Origin of the sequence: Pseudomonas fluorescens (assembly GCF_002022275.1) — a bacterium.
GTDB lineage: Bacteria > Pseudomonadota > Gammaproteobacteria > Pseudomonadales > Pseudomonadaceae > Aquipseudomonas > Aquipseudomonas fluorescens_AJ.
Genome location: NZ_MSDF01000032.1, coordinates 1 through 12,808 on the forward strand (window position 1 = coordinate 1; position 12,808 = coordinate 12,808).

11 protein-coding genes are annotated in these 12,808 nt (G+C 61.5%); 6 read left to right on the forward strand and 5 right to left on the reverse strand.

Annotated elements, in window-relative coordinates:
* Positions 1-325 precede the first annotated feature (325 nt).
* Complete coding sequence (locus BFW87_RS22620; RefSeq protein WP_078741937.1) at positions 326-1,474, reverse strand: aldose epimerase family protein; 1,149 nt, start codon at positions 1,472-1,474, stop codon at positions 326-328.
* Positions 1,475-1,612: 138 nt separating this feature from the next.
* Here BFW87_RS22620 and BFW87_RS22625 point away from each other — a divergent pair, with 138 nt between their 5' ends.
* Entirely contained in the window at positions 1,613-2,380 is a 768-nt protein-coding gene (locus BFW87_RS22625) for an SDR family NAD(P)-dependent oxidoreductase (RefSeq protein WP_078741938.1), read from the forward strand.
* 5 nt (positions 2,381-2,385) lie between these two features.
* Here the strand turns inward: BFW87_RS22625 and BFW87_RS22630 are convergent, their stop codons facing one another.
* Genes BFW87_RS22630 through BFW87_RS22640 form a run of 3 tightly spaced genes read right to left on the reverse strand, consistent with a single transcriptional unit; the run spans position 2,386 to position 4,409 of the window.
* A complete protein-coding gene (locus tag BFW87_RS22630) occupies positions 2,386-2,982 on the reverse strand; it encodes a glutathione S-transferase family protein (RefSeq protein ID WP_078741939.1) in 597 nt (198 codons plus the stop codon).
* Between the two features lie 30 nt (positions 2,983-3,012).
* Complete coding sequence (gene mug / locus BFW87_RS22635) at positions 3,013-3,546, reverse strand: G/U mismatch-specific DNA glycosylase (RefSeq protein WP_078741940.1); 534 nt, start codon at positions 3,544-3,546, stop codon at positions 3,013-3,015.
* Positions 3,543-4,409 carry a LysR substrate-binding domain-containing protein gene (locus BFW87_RS22640; RefSeq protein WP_078741941.1) on the reverse strand — a complete coding sequence of 289 codons (867 nt, stop codon included), beginning with the start codon at positions 4,407-4,409 and terminating at the stop codon, positions 3,543-3,545. Before BFW87_RS22640 ends, mug begins: the two co-directional genes overlap by 4 nt.
* A gap of 134 nt (positions 4,410-4,543) precedes the next feature.
* On the opposite strand from BFW87_RS22640, the gene BFW87_RS22645 reads away from it, so the two are divergent.
* The 4 genes from BFW87_RS22645 (at position 4,544) to BFW87_RS22660 (ending at position 8,865) form a co-directional block, all read left to right on the forward strand.
* A complete protein-coding gene (locus tag BFW87_RS22645) occupies positions 4,544-5,596 on the forward strand; it encodes an agmatine deiminase family protein (protein ID WP_078741942.1) in 1,053 nt (350 codons plus the stop codon).
* A 4-nt stretch (positions 5,597-5,600) separates the two neighbouring features.
* Positions 5,601-6,494: an N-carbamoylputrescine amidase gene (aguB, locus tag BFW87_RS22650; RefSeq protein ID WP_078741943.1), complete on the forward strand. Its 894-nt coding sequence runs from the start codon at positions 5,601-5,603 to the stop codon at positions 6,492-6,494.
* Complete coding sequence (locus BFW87_RS22655; RefSeq protein WP_078741944.1) at positions 6,491-7,582, forward strand: extracellular solute-binding protein; 1,092 nt, start codon at positions 6,491-6,493, stop codon at positions 7,580-7,582. Before aguB ends, BFW87_RS22655 begins: the two co-directional genes overlap by 4 nt.
* A 182-nt stretch (positions 7,583-7,764) precedes the next feature.
* Complete coding sequence (locus BFW87_RS22660; protein WP_078741945.1) at positions 7,765-8,865, forward strand: agmatine deiminase family protein; 1,101 nt, start codon at positions 7,765-7,767, stop codon at positions 8,863-8,865.
* Here the strand turns inward: BFW87_RS22660 and BFW87_RS22665 are convergent.
* Entirely contained in the window at positions 8,862-9,332 is a 471-nt protein-coding gene (locus BFW87_RS22665) for a MarR family winged helix-turn-helix transcriptional regulator (protein WP_254865932.1), read from the reverse strand. The two genes, BFW87_RS22660 and BFW87_RS22665, sit on opposite strands and share 4 nt — an antisense overlap.
* Before the next feature lie 295 nt (positions 9,333-9,627).
* On the opposite strand from BFW87_RS22665, the gene BFW87_RS22670 reads away from it, so the two are divergent.
* Positions 9,628-12,807 carry an efflux RND transporter permease subunit gene (locus BFW87_RS22670; protein ID WP_078741947.1) on the forward strand — a complete coding sequence of 1,060 codons (3,180 nt, stop codon included), beginning with the start codon at positions 9,628-9,630 and terminating at the stop codon, positions 12,805-12,807.
* The last annotated feature ends 1 nt before the right edge of the window (position 12,808 follow it).

Consider the following 12,808-nt stretch of genomic DNA (forward strand, 5'->3'; position numbering starts at 1 on the left):
GGTTGGATCAAAAGCGCTGTTTTTTTCTAGAGCAGATTGGGTTCTCACTGATAGGTGGAGATCCAAAATGTATGGAGATCCAAATGTGGGAGCTGGCTTGCCTGCGATGGCATCTACTGGGTGTGCCTGAAGTACCGAGGTGTCTGCATCGCAGCGGTGCGACGATTCGACAAGCCAGCTCCTACAGAGAAGCAGAATTGTCAGGTCATGGAATTTGTACTCGGTCAAAACTGTGGGAGCGGGCTTGCTCGCGAATGCGGTGGTTCAGTCAACACATTAATCGGCTGACACACCGCCTTCGCGAGCAAGCCTGCTCCCACTTTTTTCAGTCAGCAGTGAACTTGAGGATGGTGTTCTGCGTATAGGTCTGGCCCGGGTTGAGGCGGGTTGAGGCGAATTTCGGCTGGTTGGGGGCGTCCGGGAAATGTTGGGTCTCCAGCGTGAAACCACTCCAGTGTTGGTAGGTTTTACCGGCCTTTCCTTTCACTGTGCCGTCGAGGAAGTTGCTGGTGTAGAACTGCACGCCGGGCTCGGTGGTGTAGAGCTGTAAGCGTCGGCCTGAGGCGGGGTCGTGGACTTCGGCGGCGAGTTTTTTGAGGTCGCCTTTGGTGTCCAGCGCCCAGTTGAAGTCGAACCCGCCTTGTTTGGGTTCGGCGAATTTCAGTTGCGGGTGGTCGTCCTTGATGTGTTGGCCGATGGGGGTTGGTTTGAGGAAGTCCATCGGCGTGCCTTCGACCGGGGCGAGTTCGCCGGTGGGGATCAAGGTGGCGTTGACCGGGGTGTAGTGGCTGGCGTGCAGGGTGGCGACTTGCTTGAGGATGTCGTCGTTGCCCGCGCCGGCGAGGTTGAAGTAGCTGTGGTTGGTGAGGTTGAGCACCGTCGGTTTGTCGGTGGTGGCCTTGTAGTCGATGTGCAGTTCGTTTTTATCGTTGAGGCTGTAGGTGACTTCGGTTTTCAGGTTGCCCGGAAAGCCCATCTCGCCGTCTTTGGACAGGTAGGTGAGGGTGACGCCAACCGAGTCCTTGCCCTTGACCGACTTGGCTTGCCACACGTGTTTGTCGAACCCCTGGGCGCCGCCGTGCAGCGAGTTGGGGCCGTCGTTGAGCGGGACCTGATAGCGTTTGCCGTCCAGTTCGAAGGCCCCGGCCGCGAGGCGGTTGCCGAAGCGCCCGATGGTCGCGCCGAAAAACGCAGTACCGGCCTGGTAACCCTGCACGTCGTCAAAGCCGAGCACGACGTCCTCGGTCTTGCCGTTTTTATCCGGTACCTTCAGCGACTGCAACACGCCGCCGTAGGTGATGACTGTAGCTTGCATGCCATGGCTGTTGCGCAACACATACTGTTCGACGGCGGTGCCGTCATTGGTTTTGCCGAACGGTTTTTGCTCGCTGGTGAGGCCGGCGGCCTGGGCGCCACCGCTGGCGATCAGCATGGACAAGGCGAGGCCGGAAAGCAGATGACGAGGATGCTTCATGGTCGAACTTCCTTTTGTTGTTTTCTGTGGAATAGTTCTACTAATGTGCGATATTTTGTCGATATGGCAGCAGATTTATAGCCTTTTACCGTGTGTTTGCAAAATAAAATAAGACTAATTCAGTGAGGCAATCGTTATATGAGTACTGAGCAGGCCATTTATCCCGACCTCAAGGGTAAGACCGTATTGGTGTCCGGTGGCGCCTCGGGCATTGGCGAATTCATGGTGCGGGCGTTCGCCGGCCAGGGTGCCAGGGTCGGCTTTGTGGACCGTGCGCAAAGTCAGGGCGAGCGATTGGCGGCGCTGTTGAGTTCCCAGGGGCACGTCGTGGAGTTCGTGCATTGCGACATCACCGACGAAATCGCCTTCAAGGCCGCGATCGAGCGATTTGAACACTCGCTCGGTCCCATCACCGTGCTGGTCAACAACGCTGCCAACGATGTGCGTCACACCCTCGAAGAAGTCGATTCGGCCATGTTCGACAGGCTGATCGCGGTCAACCTCAAGCATGCGTTCTTCGCCGCCAAGGCGGTGGTGCCGATGATGAAACGCGCAGGTGGCGGGGCGATCATCAACCTTGGCTCGGTGGGCTGGATGATGGCGTCCGCCGGTTACCCGGTGTACGCCGCCAGCAAGGCCGCGGCACATGGCATGACCCGCGCGCTGGCGCGTGAGTTGGGGCCGAGCCGCATCCGCGTCAATACCCTGGTGCCGGGTTGGGTCATGACCGAAAAACAATTGGAGATGTGGGTGGACGACGCCGCCAAAGAACTGATCAGCCGCAGCCAATGCCTGCCGGGCAGCGTCTTGCCGGAACACATCGCCAATATGGCGCTGTTTCTCGCCTCTGATGCGTCGGCGATGTGTTCGGCGCAGAACTTTATAGTGGACGGTGGCTGGGTCTGAGCCCGTTACTCAATGGGGTATTTCTTGAAGGCCGGATGTCTCTCCAGGCATTCGGCATGGCGTTTCAGGTCAGGAAACGCATCCGCCTTGACCACTGATGCCACCGTGAACTGGCTGAACGACCAGGCGACCGCCGCCGTGAGGGACGACTGGGTCAGCGCTTCACTGTCGGCCAGGTGCTTGTCCAGCAACGCATAAGCCTCCAGTAATTGGCCGCTGATGCGATCGAGCCAGGGTGCGTGCAGCTTCTCGGCGGGGCGCAGGTTGTGTTCGTACACGATCTGCACGCTTTTCTCGCACGCAGCCAATGCCAATCCCAGCAGGTGCAAATCATGGGCACGGGCGAGGGGTGCTTGAGGCAGCAGCTTTTTGTCGTTTGGGGCCAAGGCTTCCAGGTAGTCGAGGATCAGGCTGGAATCCATCAGCACTGTTCCATCGTCGAGTACCAGCGTGGGCGCCTTGACCACCGGGTTTATCTGAGCAAATTCGGGATAGTGACGGAACACCGAGAGCGGCTCGTGTACGAACTCGACTCCGTACAGGTCCAGGGAAATAGCCACGCGCCGCACGTAGGGCGAGTCCAGCATGCCGATCAGTTTCATGAAGCCTCCATTGCTCTCGGGGTATTTGGCTCACGAGATTAAGGGCTCTTGATCGGGATGTGCAATGGCCTCGCGCAGTCGTTGATACGCCTCCACCAATTGCTCCAGGTTGAACGCCAGATTGCGCCCGCTGGGGTTGGGCAGTACCCAGACCGCAGCACCGCCCAATAATGGCGGCTGCCGCCCCCAGGCCATGTCCCGTTGGCCCGACAAGGCGCTGTAAGCGGCTTTGCCCAGAAACGCCACGAAGCGCGGCCGGCATTTGCGAATCTTCTGTTCAAATGCCGCCGCCGCATCTTTGAATTCATGCCTTGCCAGCTCACCCGCGCTCGCCGTGGGGCGTTCCACCACGGTGGTCAACCCGCAGCCGTAACGTAGCAACGTGCGGCCATCCTCCGGCTGGATTTCATGGGGTGTAAACCCGGCCAGGTGCAGCGTGCGCCAGAAGCGGTTGCTGCGGTTGGCAAAGTGCAGGCCAAGGGCGGCGGAGCCCTTGCCGGGGTTGATGCCGCAGAACAGCACCGATAATCCCTCGGTGAGGATGTCTTCAAGCCGGTCCGTCATGTCGGGTCTACCGGTAAATGGGTCAGCAGCCACGCGGTAAAGCTGCGTGCCATGGGGTCATGCTCACTGTCGCGATGCGTCAACAGCGCCCAGCTCGGGCCGCGAATAGTGGCCTCGACCAGGGGCGTGAGCAAACCATTTTCTTGCGCCTGGCGACTGAGCAACTGGCTGACCAGGCCAATGCCCAGCCCAGTGCATACCGCGTCCAGCAACAAACCCGGATCGGAAAAATTCAGTCCCTGGTCCTGTTGCCCCACATCCACTCCGGCTTCCACGGCCCAGTGGCTCCAGTCCATTTCCCGCTCGCCGTGCAAGGTGGTGCGCTGCTCCTTCGACAGCTTCAGCACGCTCGGGTGGCACGCCGCAAACAAGCGGTCGGCGTGCAGCACTTTAAAGCTGCATTCGGCCTGGGAGCTGATGTCGTCGCGCACGGCCAGGTCGATGGTTTGGCTCGCCATATCGGGCACTTCGTCGGTGCTGAAAATCCACAGGTCCACTTCCGGGTGCTGGCGCCGAAAGTCCGCCAGCCTTGGCAGCAACCAGTGGCGCGCGAAGGTCGGCGTGGTGTTGAGCACCAATTGATTGGGCTTGCGGTACTGCCCCAGCCGCCGCACACCCACCGCCAGTTGCTGCAACAACGCCTGGGTGGTGCTGAGGAAATCGTAGCCCGCGTCGGTGAGGCTCACGCTGCGCCCGCTGCGGAAAAACAGCGGTTGCTCAAGGTAGGCCTCCAGGCTGCGAATCTGCTGGCTGATCGCCGATTGGGTCAGGTGCAGCTCTTCGGCAGCCTTGTGGAAACTGCCCAGCCGGGCCGCGGCTTCAAAGCCGCGCAGGGTGCCGAGCGGGGGCCAGTGATTGAGCATGCTGATAAGTTCCTCTAATCAGTTTTCTACAAAATCCATCGTTTGTTTGGCCTTTGGCGGCGCCGTAGCATGAATACCAGGACTCCGTGGGCAGTTGTCACTGAACACAATGACTTAACTCAAAGGTACTTGTCATGCAGCGCAATGAAATTTCAGGCAGTGGTTGGTGGATGCCCGCGGAGTGGGCTCGGCACGTGGCAACCTGGATGGTCTGGCCGCACAACACCGCTCTGTGGGAGACCACGTGGGGTGTGACTCTGGCGCAGGTGCAGGAAGATTTTGCGCGGGTCGCCAATGCAATTGCACGATTTGAACCGGTGAAAATGCTCGTCGATCCTTCGGCAATCACCCGTGCCAAAGCCTTGTGCGGCCCACGGGTGGAACTGATCGCGCAGCCCGCCAACGACAGTTGGTGCCGCGACTCCGGGCCGAGCTTTATCTGCCACCCGCGATTGGGTCTGGCCGGTGTGAGCTGGCGTTTCAATGCCTGGGGCGGCAAGTCGGCCTACGATTTGGACGAAAGCCTGGCACGCCGGGTGCTCAACCACTTGGACCTGGAGTGCTTCGGCACGCCGCTGAGCAACGAAGGCGGTGCCATCCACGTGGACGGCGAGGGTACGCTGATCACCACCGAATCGGTGCTGCTCAACCCCAACCGCAACCCCGGTGTGACCAAGGCCGAAATTGAAGAAATCTTCGCGCGCCTGCTGGGCATCAAGAAAACCATCTGGCTGCCCGGTGACCCGGATTACTTGACCGGCGACATGACCGACGGCCACGTGGACGGCGTATGCGCCTTCGCGCGTCCCGGCGTGCTGCTGGTCGACGCCACCCATGACCAAAGCTCGGTCTACGCCGACGTGGTGCGCGAAAACCGCCGCGCCCTGCAATTGGCCACCGACGCCAGGGGCCGCCACTTCGAGATGATCGAGCTGTACGAAGCCACCGACGCGGTGGACACCGACGCTGAAGTGTTCTGCGCCTCCTACACCAACTTCTACATCGCCAACGGCGCAATCATCATGCCGGCTTATGGCATCGCCGCTGACCAGGTCGCCGCCCAGGTACTGGCCCAGACGTTCCCCGGCCGCGAAATCGTGCCGGTGCAGATCAACCATCTGGCCCATGGCGGCGGCGGGGTGCATTGCATCACCCAGCAGCAACCGGCCTGGCCACTCAAGGGGTAATGCCATGACCGTTTTGACCATTGCGACCACGCAGATGCCGTGCAGCTGGGATTTGCCCGGCAACCTCGACCGGGCCGAACAACTGGTGCGCGAAGCGGCGGCGAAAGGGGCGCAGGTGATCCTGTTGCAGGAGCTGTTCGCCACGCCGTATTTCTGCATTGAGCAACACCACAAGCACTTGGCGTTGGCCGAGGAATACACTCACAGCCGTGTGCTCAAGCGCTTTGCTGCGCTGGCCAAAGAGTTGGGCGTGGTGTTGCCGCTGAGCTGGTTTGAAAAGGCCGGCAATGCCTTCTTCAATTCCCTGAGCGTGGCCGATGCCGACGGGCAATTGCTGGGGGTGTACCGCAAGACCCACATCCCGAATGCCATCGGCTATCAGGAGAAGGAATATTTCAGCCCCGGTGACAGCGGTTTTCGCGTGTGGGACACGGCGTTCGGGCGGTTGGGCATTGGCATCTGCTGGGACCAGTGGTTCCCCGAGACCGCGCGCTGCCTGGCGTTGCAGGGGGCCGAAGTGCTGCTATTTCCCACCGCCATTGGCTCGGAACCCGGCTGCGCCACGCTGGATTCGCGCGACCATTGGCAGATGACCATGCGCGGCCATGCGGCGGCGAACCTGGTGCCGGTGGTGGCGGCCAACCGTGTCGGGCGCGAAGTTGCAACCACCGACGCAGGCCTGCAAATGGATTTCTATGGCTCATCGTTTATCTGCAACCACAAGGGCAAGCTGCTTGCCGAAGCCGACCGCGAAAGCACCCGCTTGCTGGTGCACAGTCTCGATCTGTCGGCCATGCGCGAAGAACGCCTGACCTGGGGCATCTTCCGTGATCGCCGCCCGGAAATGTATGGCGGCCTGCTGACCCTGGACGGTCGTCAATCGAGGCTTTCGGCATGAGACTGACCCCCAAGCTGTTGAGCTGCGCACTGGTGCTCACCGCCGTCTGCGCAAGCGCCGAAGACAAAACCCTGAAACTCTACAACTGGGCCGACTATTTCGCCGCCGACACCTTGTCGCGTTTCACCGCCGAAACCGGCATCAAGGTGATCTATGACGTGATGGACGGCAGCGAAACCCTCGAAGCCAAGCTAATGGCGGGCGGCAGCGGCTACGACCTGATCTTCCCGGGTGACACCGTGGCTGAGCGCCTGATGCGTGCGGGCGCCTTGCAGCCTTTGGACCCCGCAAAGCTCACCGAGATGGGTGACATCGAGCCCGGTTTGCAGAAACTGCGTACCCAGTATGTTCATTCGAACAAAGCCACGATGCCCTACACCTGGGGCACCATTGGCCTGACCTACAACACCCAACAGATTCAGCAGCGCATGCCAAATGCGCCGGTCAACAGCCTCGATTTGCTGTTCAAACCGGAAAATGCGGCCAGGTTCGCTGATTGCGGAATCTCATTGATCGACTCGCCGGACGAAGTGCTCGCCGTAGTGCTCAACTACCTGGGCCGCGACCCGCGCAGCGCCAAGCGCGAAGACCTCGCGGCCGCCAGCGACTTGTTGCTCAAACTGCGCCCCTACATTCGCAAGTTCCAGTCGCAACCGGTCACTGACCTGGTCAACGGCAACCTGTGCCTGTCGCTGGGCTACAGCGGCGACATGACCCAGGCCCAGCGCGCCGCCGATGCCGCCGGCAAAGCCGTGACCTTCGGTTACCACATCCCCCGCGAAGGCACCACGGTGTGGATGGACACCATGGCGATTCCGGTCGATGCGCAACACCCGGAATACGCCTACGCCTTTATCAACTTCGTGATGCGCCCGCAAAACATGGCCGCCATCACCAACTTCACCGGCTACCCCACGGCCAACGCCAAGGCCCGGCCGGATGTGGAAGCGAGCATGCGCGACAACCCGGACATTTACCCGGATGCGGCCACCTTTGATCGGCTGATCGCCGGCAAGGACATTTCCCAGGCCGATATGCGCGCGCGAATGCGCGTGTGGACTAAATTCAAGACAGCTACCGTCAAATAAATGTGGATAACGAGCTCCCTGTGGCGAGCGAGCTTGCTCGCGTTGGGCTGCGCAGCGGCCCCAAAAAAAGCGGGAGCGCTGCGCACTCCAACGCGAGCAAGCTCGCTCGCCACAAGAAACTCGCTCGCCACAAACGCACCTTTAACCCCCGTTCAACCCAACACTGTATCCCCGAGACCAACATGCCCACTCGCCGCACCTTCATCAAACAAGCCAGCGTGGTCTGCGCCATGACCCTGATCAACACCCACGTACGCGCTGCCGTTGGCGGGCGTTTCTACATGCCCGACGAAGGCGAAAAACACCGCCAGGCCTTCATCGCCTTTGGCGCCCAGGACGCGATCTGGGAGGACTTGACCGCCGACGTGCAGGCCGCCCTCGGCCGTATTGCCAGGGCCATCGCCGAGCACGAACCGGTCACCGTGTTCTGCCGTGAAGACGAGCGTGCCCTAGCAGAAAAACACTGCGGCACGCGCAATATCACCTTTGTCGAAACCGATCTGGACGACATCTGGATCCGCGACACCGGCGCCAATTTCGTCATCGACGGCACCGGCGGCATCGGCGCGGTGGACTTCAACTTCAACGGCTGGGGCAACAAACAGCAGCACGACGATGACGCACTGCTGGCCGCCCTGATCGCCGAAGAAACCGGCGCCAAACACATCCGCAGCGAGCTGGTGGGTGAGGGCGGTGGCATCGAAGTGGACGGCCTGGGCACCGGCATCATGGCCGAAAGCAGCTGGATCAACCGTAATCGCAACCCCGACTGGAGCAAGGCCGATGTCGAGGCCGAGCTGAAAGAGCGCCTGGGCCTGCGCAAAATCATCTGGCTGCCGGGTATCAAGGGCAAGGACATTACCGACGCGCATGTCGACTTCTACGCGCGCTTCGTCTCGCCGGGCGTGGTGCTGGCCAACCTCGACACCGACCCCGAGTCCTACGACCACAAGGTCACCCTGGCTCACCTGGAAATACTCAAGAACGCCACCGACGCCGACGGCCGCCAGCTGCAAGTGCACACCGTGTCGCCACCGCTGAACCCGCGTAAAAGCAGGTTCAGCAAAGGCAACAAGGACTTTGCGGCAGGCTATATCAATTATTTCGTGATCAATGGCGCGGTGATTGCGCCGGAATTTGGCGACGCGGTGGCGGACCGCAAGGCGCTGGACCTGCTGACGCGGCTATACCCGAACCGCACCGTGGTGCAGCTGAATATCGACGCCATTGCGGCGGGCGGCGGTGGAATTCACTGCGTGACCAACCACCAGCCGATGGCTTAGTCGTCCTTGGCGAGCAAGGCCTGGGCAAACTCGTCGGAGGCAATAAAGTCCAGGGTCTGGCGCAATTGTGCGGCGGCTTCGCGGCCAAACGCCTGATCGAAACGCTCGGACATCTTCAGCGAAATCCGTCGGGCCTTGGCATGGAGGCTCACGCCGGCGTCGGTCAGCAGCACGCGGCGGGTGCGGCGGTCGAGTTCGTCCACACGCAGTTCCACCAGCCCGTCGCGCACCAGCGGCTTGAGCGTGTGGCCCAGGGCCGACAAATCCATGACCAGGGTCTGCGCCAGCTCCCCCATTTTTGGCATGCCGGCCTTGGAGATATGGTTGAGCACGGCGAACTGGGTGGCTTTCAAGCCGCACGACGCGTAGGCCTCGTCATAGATCTGGCCCAGGCGACGGGACGTGCGGCGCACGGCACCATTCACGCAGACGCTGGGACTCTCGGTGCAGGACGGTACGGATTTCAAGGGCAAATACTCTCTGATACAAAACACGACAGGGGCGATTATGCCTGCCAGCCCTGTCAGGACAAGGCCTTTGAGGCCGCAGATGAACATCGGCACATGTTGAATCAGCAAATGTGAATATTGAGACAGTTTGAAACAAATTAGTTGCGTACGCCACTAAATTGGATATCGTGGCACTTGCCTCTTTGTGACCCGTATGTCGTTACAAACTCCCCAGGAAGCGCATGGGGTGAGGCGGGAAAACGGCACGGCTCTGCCTGCTTGAACGTCCAACCCCCTGTCCGGATCACCTCCTATGCTGAGCCTTGTGCGCATCGCATTGCTGCGCCCCTATACCTTTCTGGTCTTGGCCATCTTCATCCTGATCATCGGCCCGCTGGCGGCATGGCGTACGCCGACCGACATCTTTCCCGAAATCCGCATCCCGGTGATCGCGGTGATCTGGCAGTACACCGGCTTGCCGCCCGACCAGATGGCGGGGCGCATCACCTCGCCGTTCGAACGGGTGCTGACCACCACCGTGAACGACATCCGCCACATTGACGCGCAGTCGATGAACGGCTACGGGATTGTGAAGATCTTCTTCCAGCCCGGCGTCAACATCAGTACGGCCAACGCCCAGGTGACCTCGGTGTCCCAGGCGATCCTGCGGCAATTGCCGGCCGGCACCGTGCCGCCGCTGGTCCTCAACTACAGCGCCTCCACCGTGCCGATCGTGCAGCTTGCTCTGTCAGGACCGGGCCTGAGCGAGCAGCAGCTCGGCGATATCGGTATTAACACCGTGCGCCTGATGCTCACCACCGTGCCCGGCGCAGCGCTGCCGTACCCGTTTGGCGGCAAGAGTCGCCAGGTACAGATCGACCTGGACTCGGCGCGCATGCAGGCCCGTGGCCTGTCGGCGCAGGACGTCGCGACCGCCCTGGCGACCCAGAACCTGATCACCCCGGTGGGCACGCAGAAGATCGGCAGCTACGAATTCAACCTGCAGCTGAACAACTCGCCGTCGGATTTCCATGACCTGGAAAACCTGCCGATCAAGACCGCCGACGGCACCACCGTACTGATCCGCGATGTGGCCAGCGTGCGCGATGGCAACCCGCCGCAATCGAATATCGTGCACGTGAACGGCAACCGCTCGGTACTGCTGACGGTGCTCAAGACCGGCTCGGCGTCCACACTCGGGGTGATCGCCGGGGTCAAGGACAAGCTGGCGGACAACAAGGCCGCGATACCGCCCAACCTGAATATCGACCTGATCGGCGACCAGTCGCTGTTCGTGCGCTCGGCCATCAGCGGCGTGGCCCGTGAAGGCTTGATCGCGGCGGCGCTGACCAGCCTGATGATCCTGCTGTTCCTCGGCAGCTGGCGTTCGACGGTGATCATCGCCACCTCGATTCCGCTGGCGATTCTCGCCTCGATTGCCACGCTGTCGGCCCTCGGCGAAACCCTTAACATCATGACCCTCGGCGGCCTGGCCCTGGCCGTGGGGATCCTGGTGGACGACGCCACGGTGACCATCGAAAACATCAACTGGCACCTGGAGCAGGGCAAGCCGGTGCAGACGGCGATCCTCGACGGCGCCGCGCAAATCGTCACGCCGGCTTTTGTGTCGCTGCTGTGTATCTGCATCGTGTTTGTGCCGATGTTCTTCCTCGATGGCGTGGCGCGCTTTCTGTTTGTGCCGATGGCCGAGGCGGTGATCTTCGCAATGATCGCCTCGTTCCTGCTGTCGCGGACCCTGGTGCCGACCCTCGCCAATTATCTGCTCAAGCCCCATGTGCATGGCGAAGACGGGCCAGCGCCGACGCGCAACCCGCTGGTGAACTTCCAGCGCGGTTTCGAGCGGCGGTTTGAAGCCTTCCGCGAGCGTTATCACGCGGTGTTGGGCAGCGCCTTGCACCACCGCCGCACGGTGGTGATCGGGTTGTTGGCGTTTGTTGCAGTGTCGTTTGCGCTGGTGCCGTTCCTCGGCCGCAATTTTTTCCCCGAGGTCGATTCCGGGCTGATCCTGCTGCACGTGCGCGCCCCGGTGGGCACACGGGTGGAAAGTAACGCGCACCTGATCGCCGACATTGAAAACGCGATCCGCCGCAAGATCCCGGCCAGCGAGCTCAAAGCGTTGGTCGACAACATCGGGCTGTCCATCAGCGGGATCAACGTGGTGTACAACAACACCGGCACCGTGGGTTCCCAGGACAGCGACATCCAGATCAGCCTGAATGAAGGCCATCGCCCGACCGCCGAGTACATGCGCGAATTGCGCGAGACCCTGCCACGGGAATTCCCGAGCGCGGTGTTCTCGTTCCCGGCCTCGGACATTGTCGGGCAGATCCTCAACTTCGGCTCGTCAGCACCGATTGACCTGCAAATCACCGGCAACAACCTGGCAGGCAACTTCACCTATGCCAACGCGTTGCTGCGTGATATTCGCCGGGTGCCGGGGGTGGTGGATGCGCGCATCCAGCAGTCGCGGCAGTTGCCGACATTCAACATCGACGTGGACCGCACCCGCGCGCAATTGGTCGGTTTGACCGAACGTGACGTGACCAACAGCCTGGTGGTCAACCTCGCCGGTTCCAGCCAGGTGGCGCCGACGTTCTGGCTCAACCCGGCCAACGGCATTTCCTACCCGATCGTGATGCAAACCCCGCAATACAGCCTCGAAAGCCTGGCGGCGTTGCACAACCTGCCGCTCAGTGGCGGCAGTGGCGCTGCGGCCGACCAGACCCTCGGCGGCCTGGCGACTATTCAGCGCAGCCACAGCAACTCGGTGATCACCCAGTCGGATATCCAGCCGGTGGTTGAAGTACTGACGGCGATTCAGGACCGTGATCTGGGCGGCGTCGCCGCCGATATCCAGAAAATCATCGCGGCGCACGCCGGTGAAGTGCCGACCGGCTCCAAGGTGATCCTGCAGGGCCAGGTGCAGACCATGAACGCGGCCTTCAGCGGCTTGCTGTTCGGCCTGCTCGGCGCGGTGGTGCTGATTTACCTGCTGATCGTGGTCAACTTCCAGTCCTGGGCTGACCCGTTTGTGATCATCACCGCGTTGCCGGCGGCGCTGGCCGGCATTGTGTGGATGCTGTTTATCACCCACACGCCGTTGTCGGTGCCGGCGCTGACGGGGGCGATCATGTGCATGGGCGTGGCCACCGCCAACGCCATCCTGGTGGTGAGCTTCTGCCGCGAGCGCCTGGCGGAGCACGGTGATGCGGTGCAAGCCGCACTGGAAGCCGGCTTCACCCGGTTGCGGCCGGTGTTGATGACTGCCATCTCGATGATCATCGGCATGGCGCCCATGGCCCTGGGCCTGGGGGAGGGCGGTGAGCAGAACGCGCCGCTCGGCCGTGCGGTGATCGGCGGCCTGATGTTCGCCACCATCGCCAGCCTGATTCTGGTTCCGCTGATTTTCAGTCTTGTGCACGGGCGTCGCCAACACGCGCCGCTTGCGACCACCGTTACCGTAGGGGTTTGAC

Bases quoted from the DNA above. Each gene is read 5' to 3' on its own strand.
- BFW87_RS22655 (WP_078741944.1), top strand. From the start codon at position 6,491: ATGAGACTGACCCCCAAGCTGTTGAGCTGCGCACTGGTGCTCACCGCC.
- BFW87_RS22620 (WP_078741937.1), bottom strand. From the start codon at position 1,474: ATGAAGCATCCTCGTCATCTGCTTTCCGGCCTCGCCTTGTCCATGCTG.
- BFW87_RS22630 (WP_078741939.1), bottom strand. From the start codon at position 2,982: ATGAAACTGATCGGCATGCTGGACTCGCCCTACGTGCGGCGCGTGGCT.
- aguB (WP_078741943.1), top strand. From the start codon at position 5,601: ATGACCGTTTTGACCATTGCGACCACGCAGATGCCGTGCAGCTGGGAT.
- BFW87_RS22660 (WP_078741945.1), top strand. From the start codon at position 7,765: ATGCCCACTCGCCGCACCTTCATCAAACAAGCCAGCGTGGTCTGCGCC.
- BFW87_RS22640 (WP_078741941.1), bottom strand. From the start codon at position 4,409: ATGCTCAATCACTGGCCCCCGCTCGGCACCCTGCGCGGCTTTGAAGCC.
- mug (WP_078741940.1), bottom strand. From the start codon at position 3,546: ATGACGGACCGGCTTGAAGACATCCTCACCGAGGGATTATCGGTGCTG.
- BFW87_RS22625 (WP_078741938.1), top strand. From the start codon at position 1,613: ATGAGTACTGAGCAGGCCATTTATCCCGACCTCAAGGGTAAGACCGTA.
- BFW87_RS22670 (WP_078741947.1), top strand. From the start codon at position 9,628: ATGCTGAGCCTTGTGCGCATCGCATTGCTGCGCCCCTATACCTTTCTG.
- BFW87_RS22645 (WP_078741942.1), top strand. From the start codon at position 4,544: ATGCAGCGCAATGAAATTTCAGGCAGTGGTTGGTGGATGCCCGCGGAG.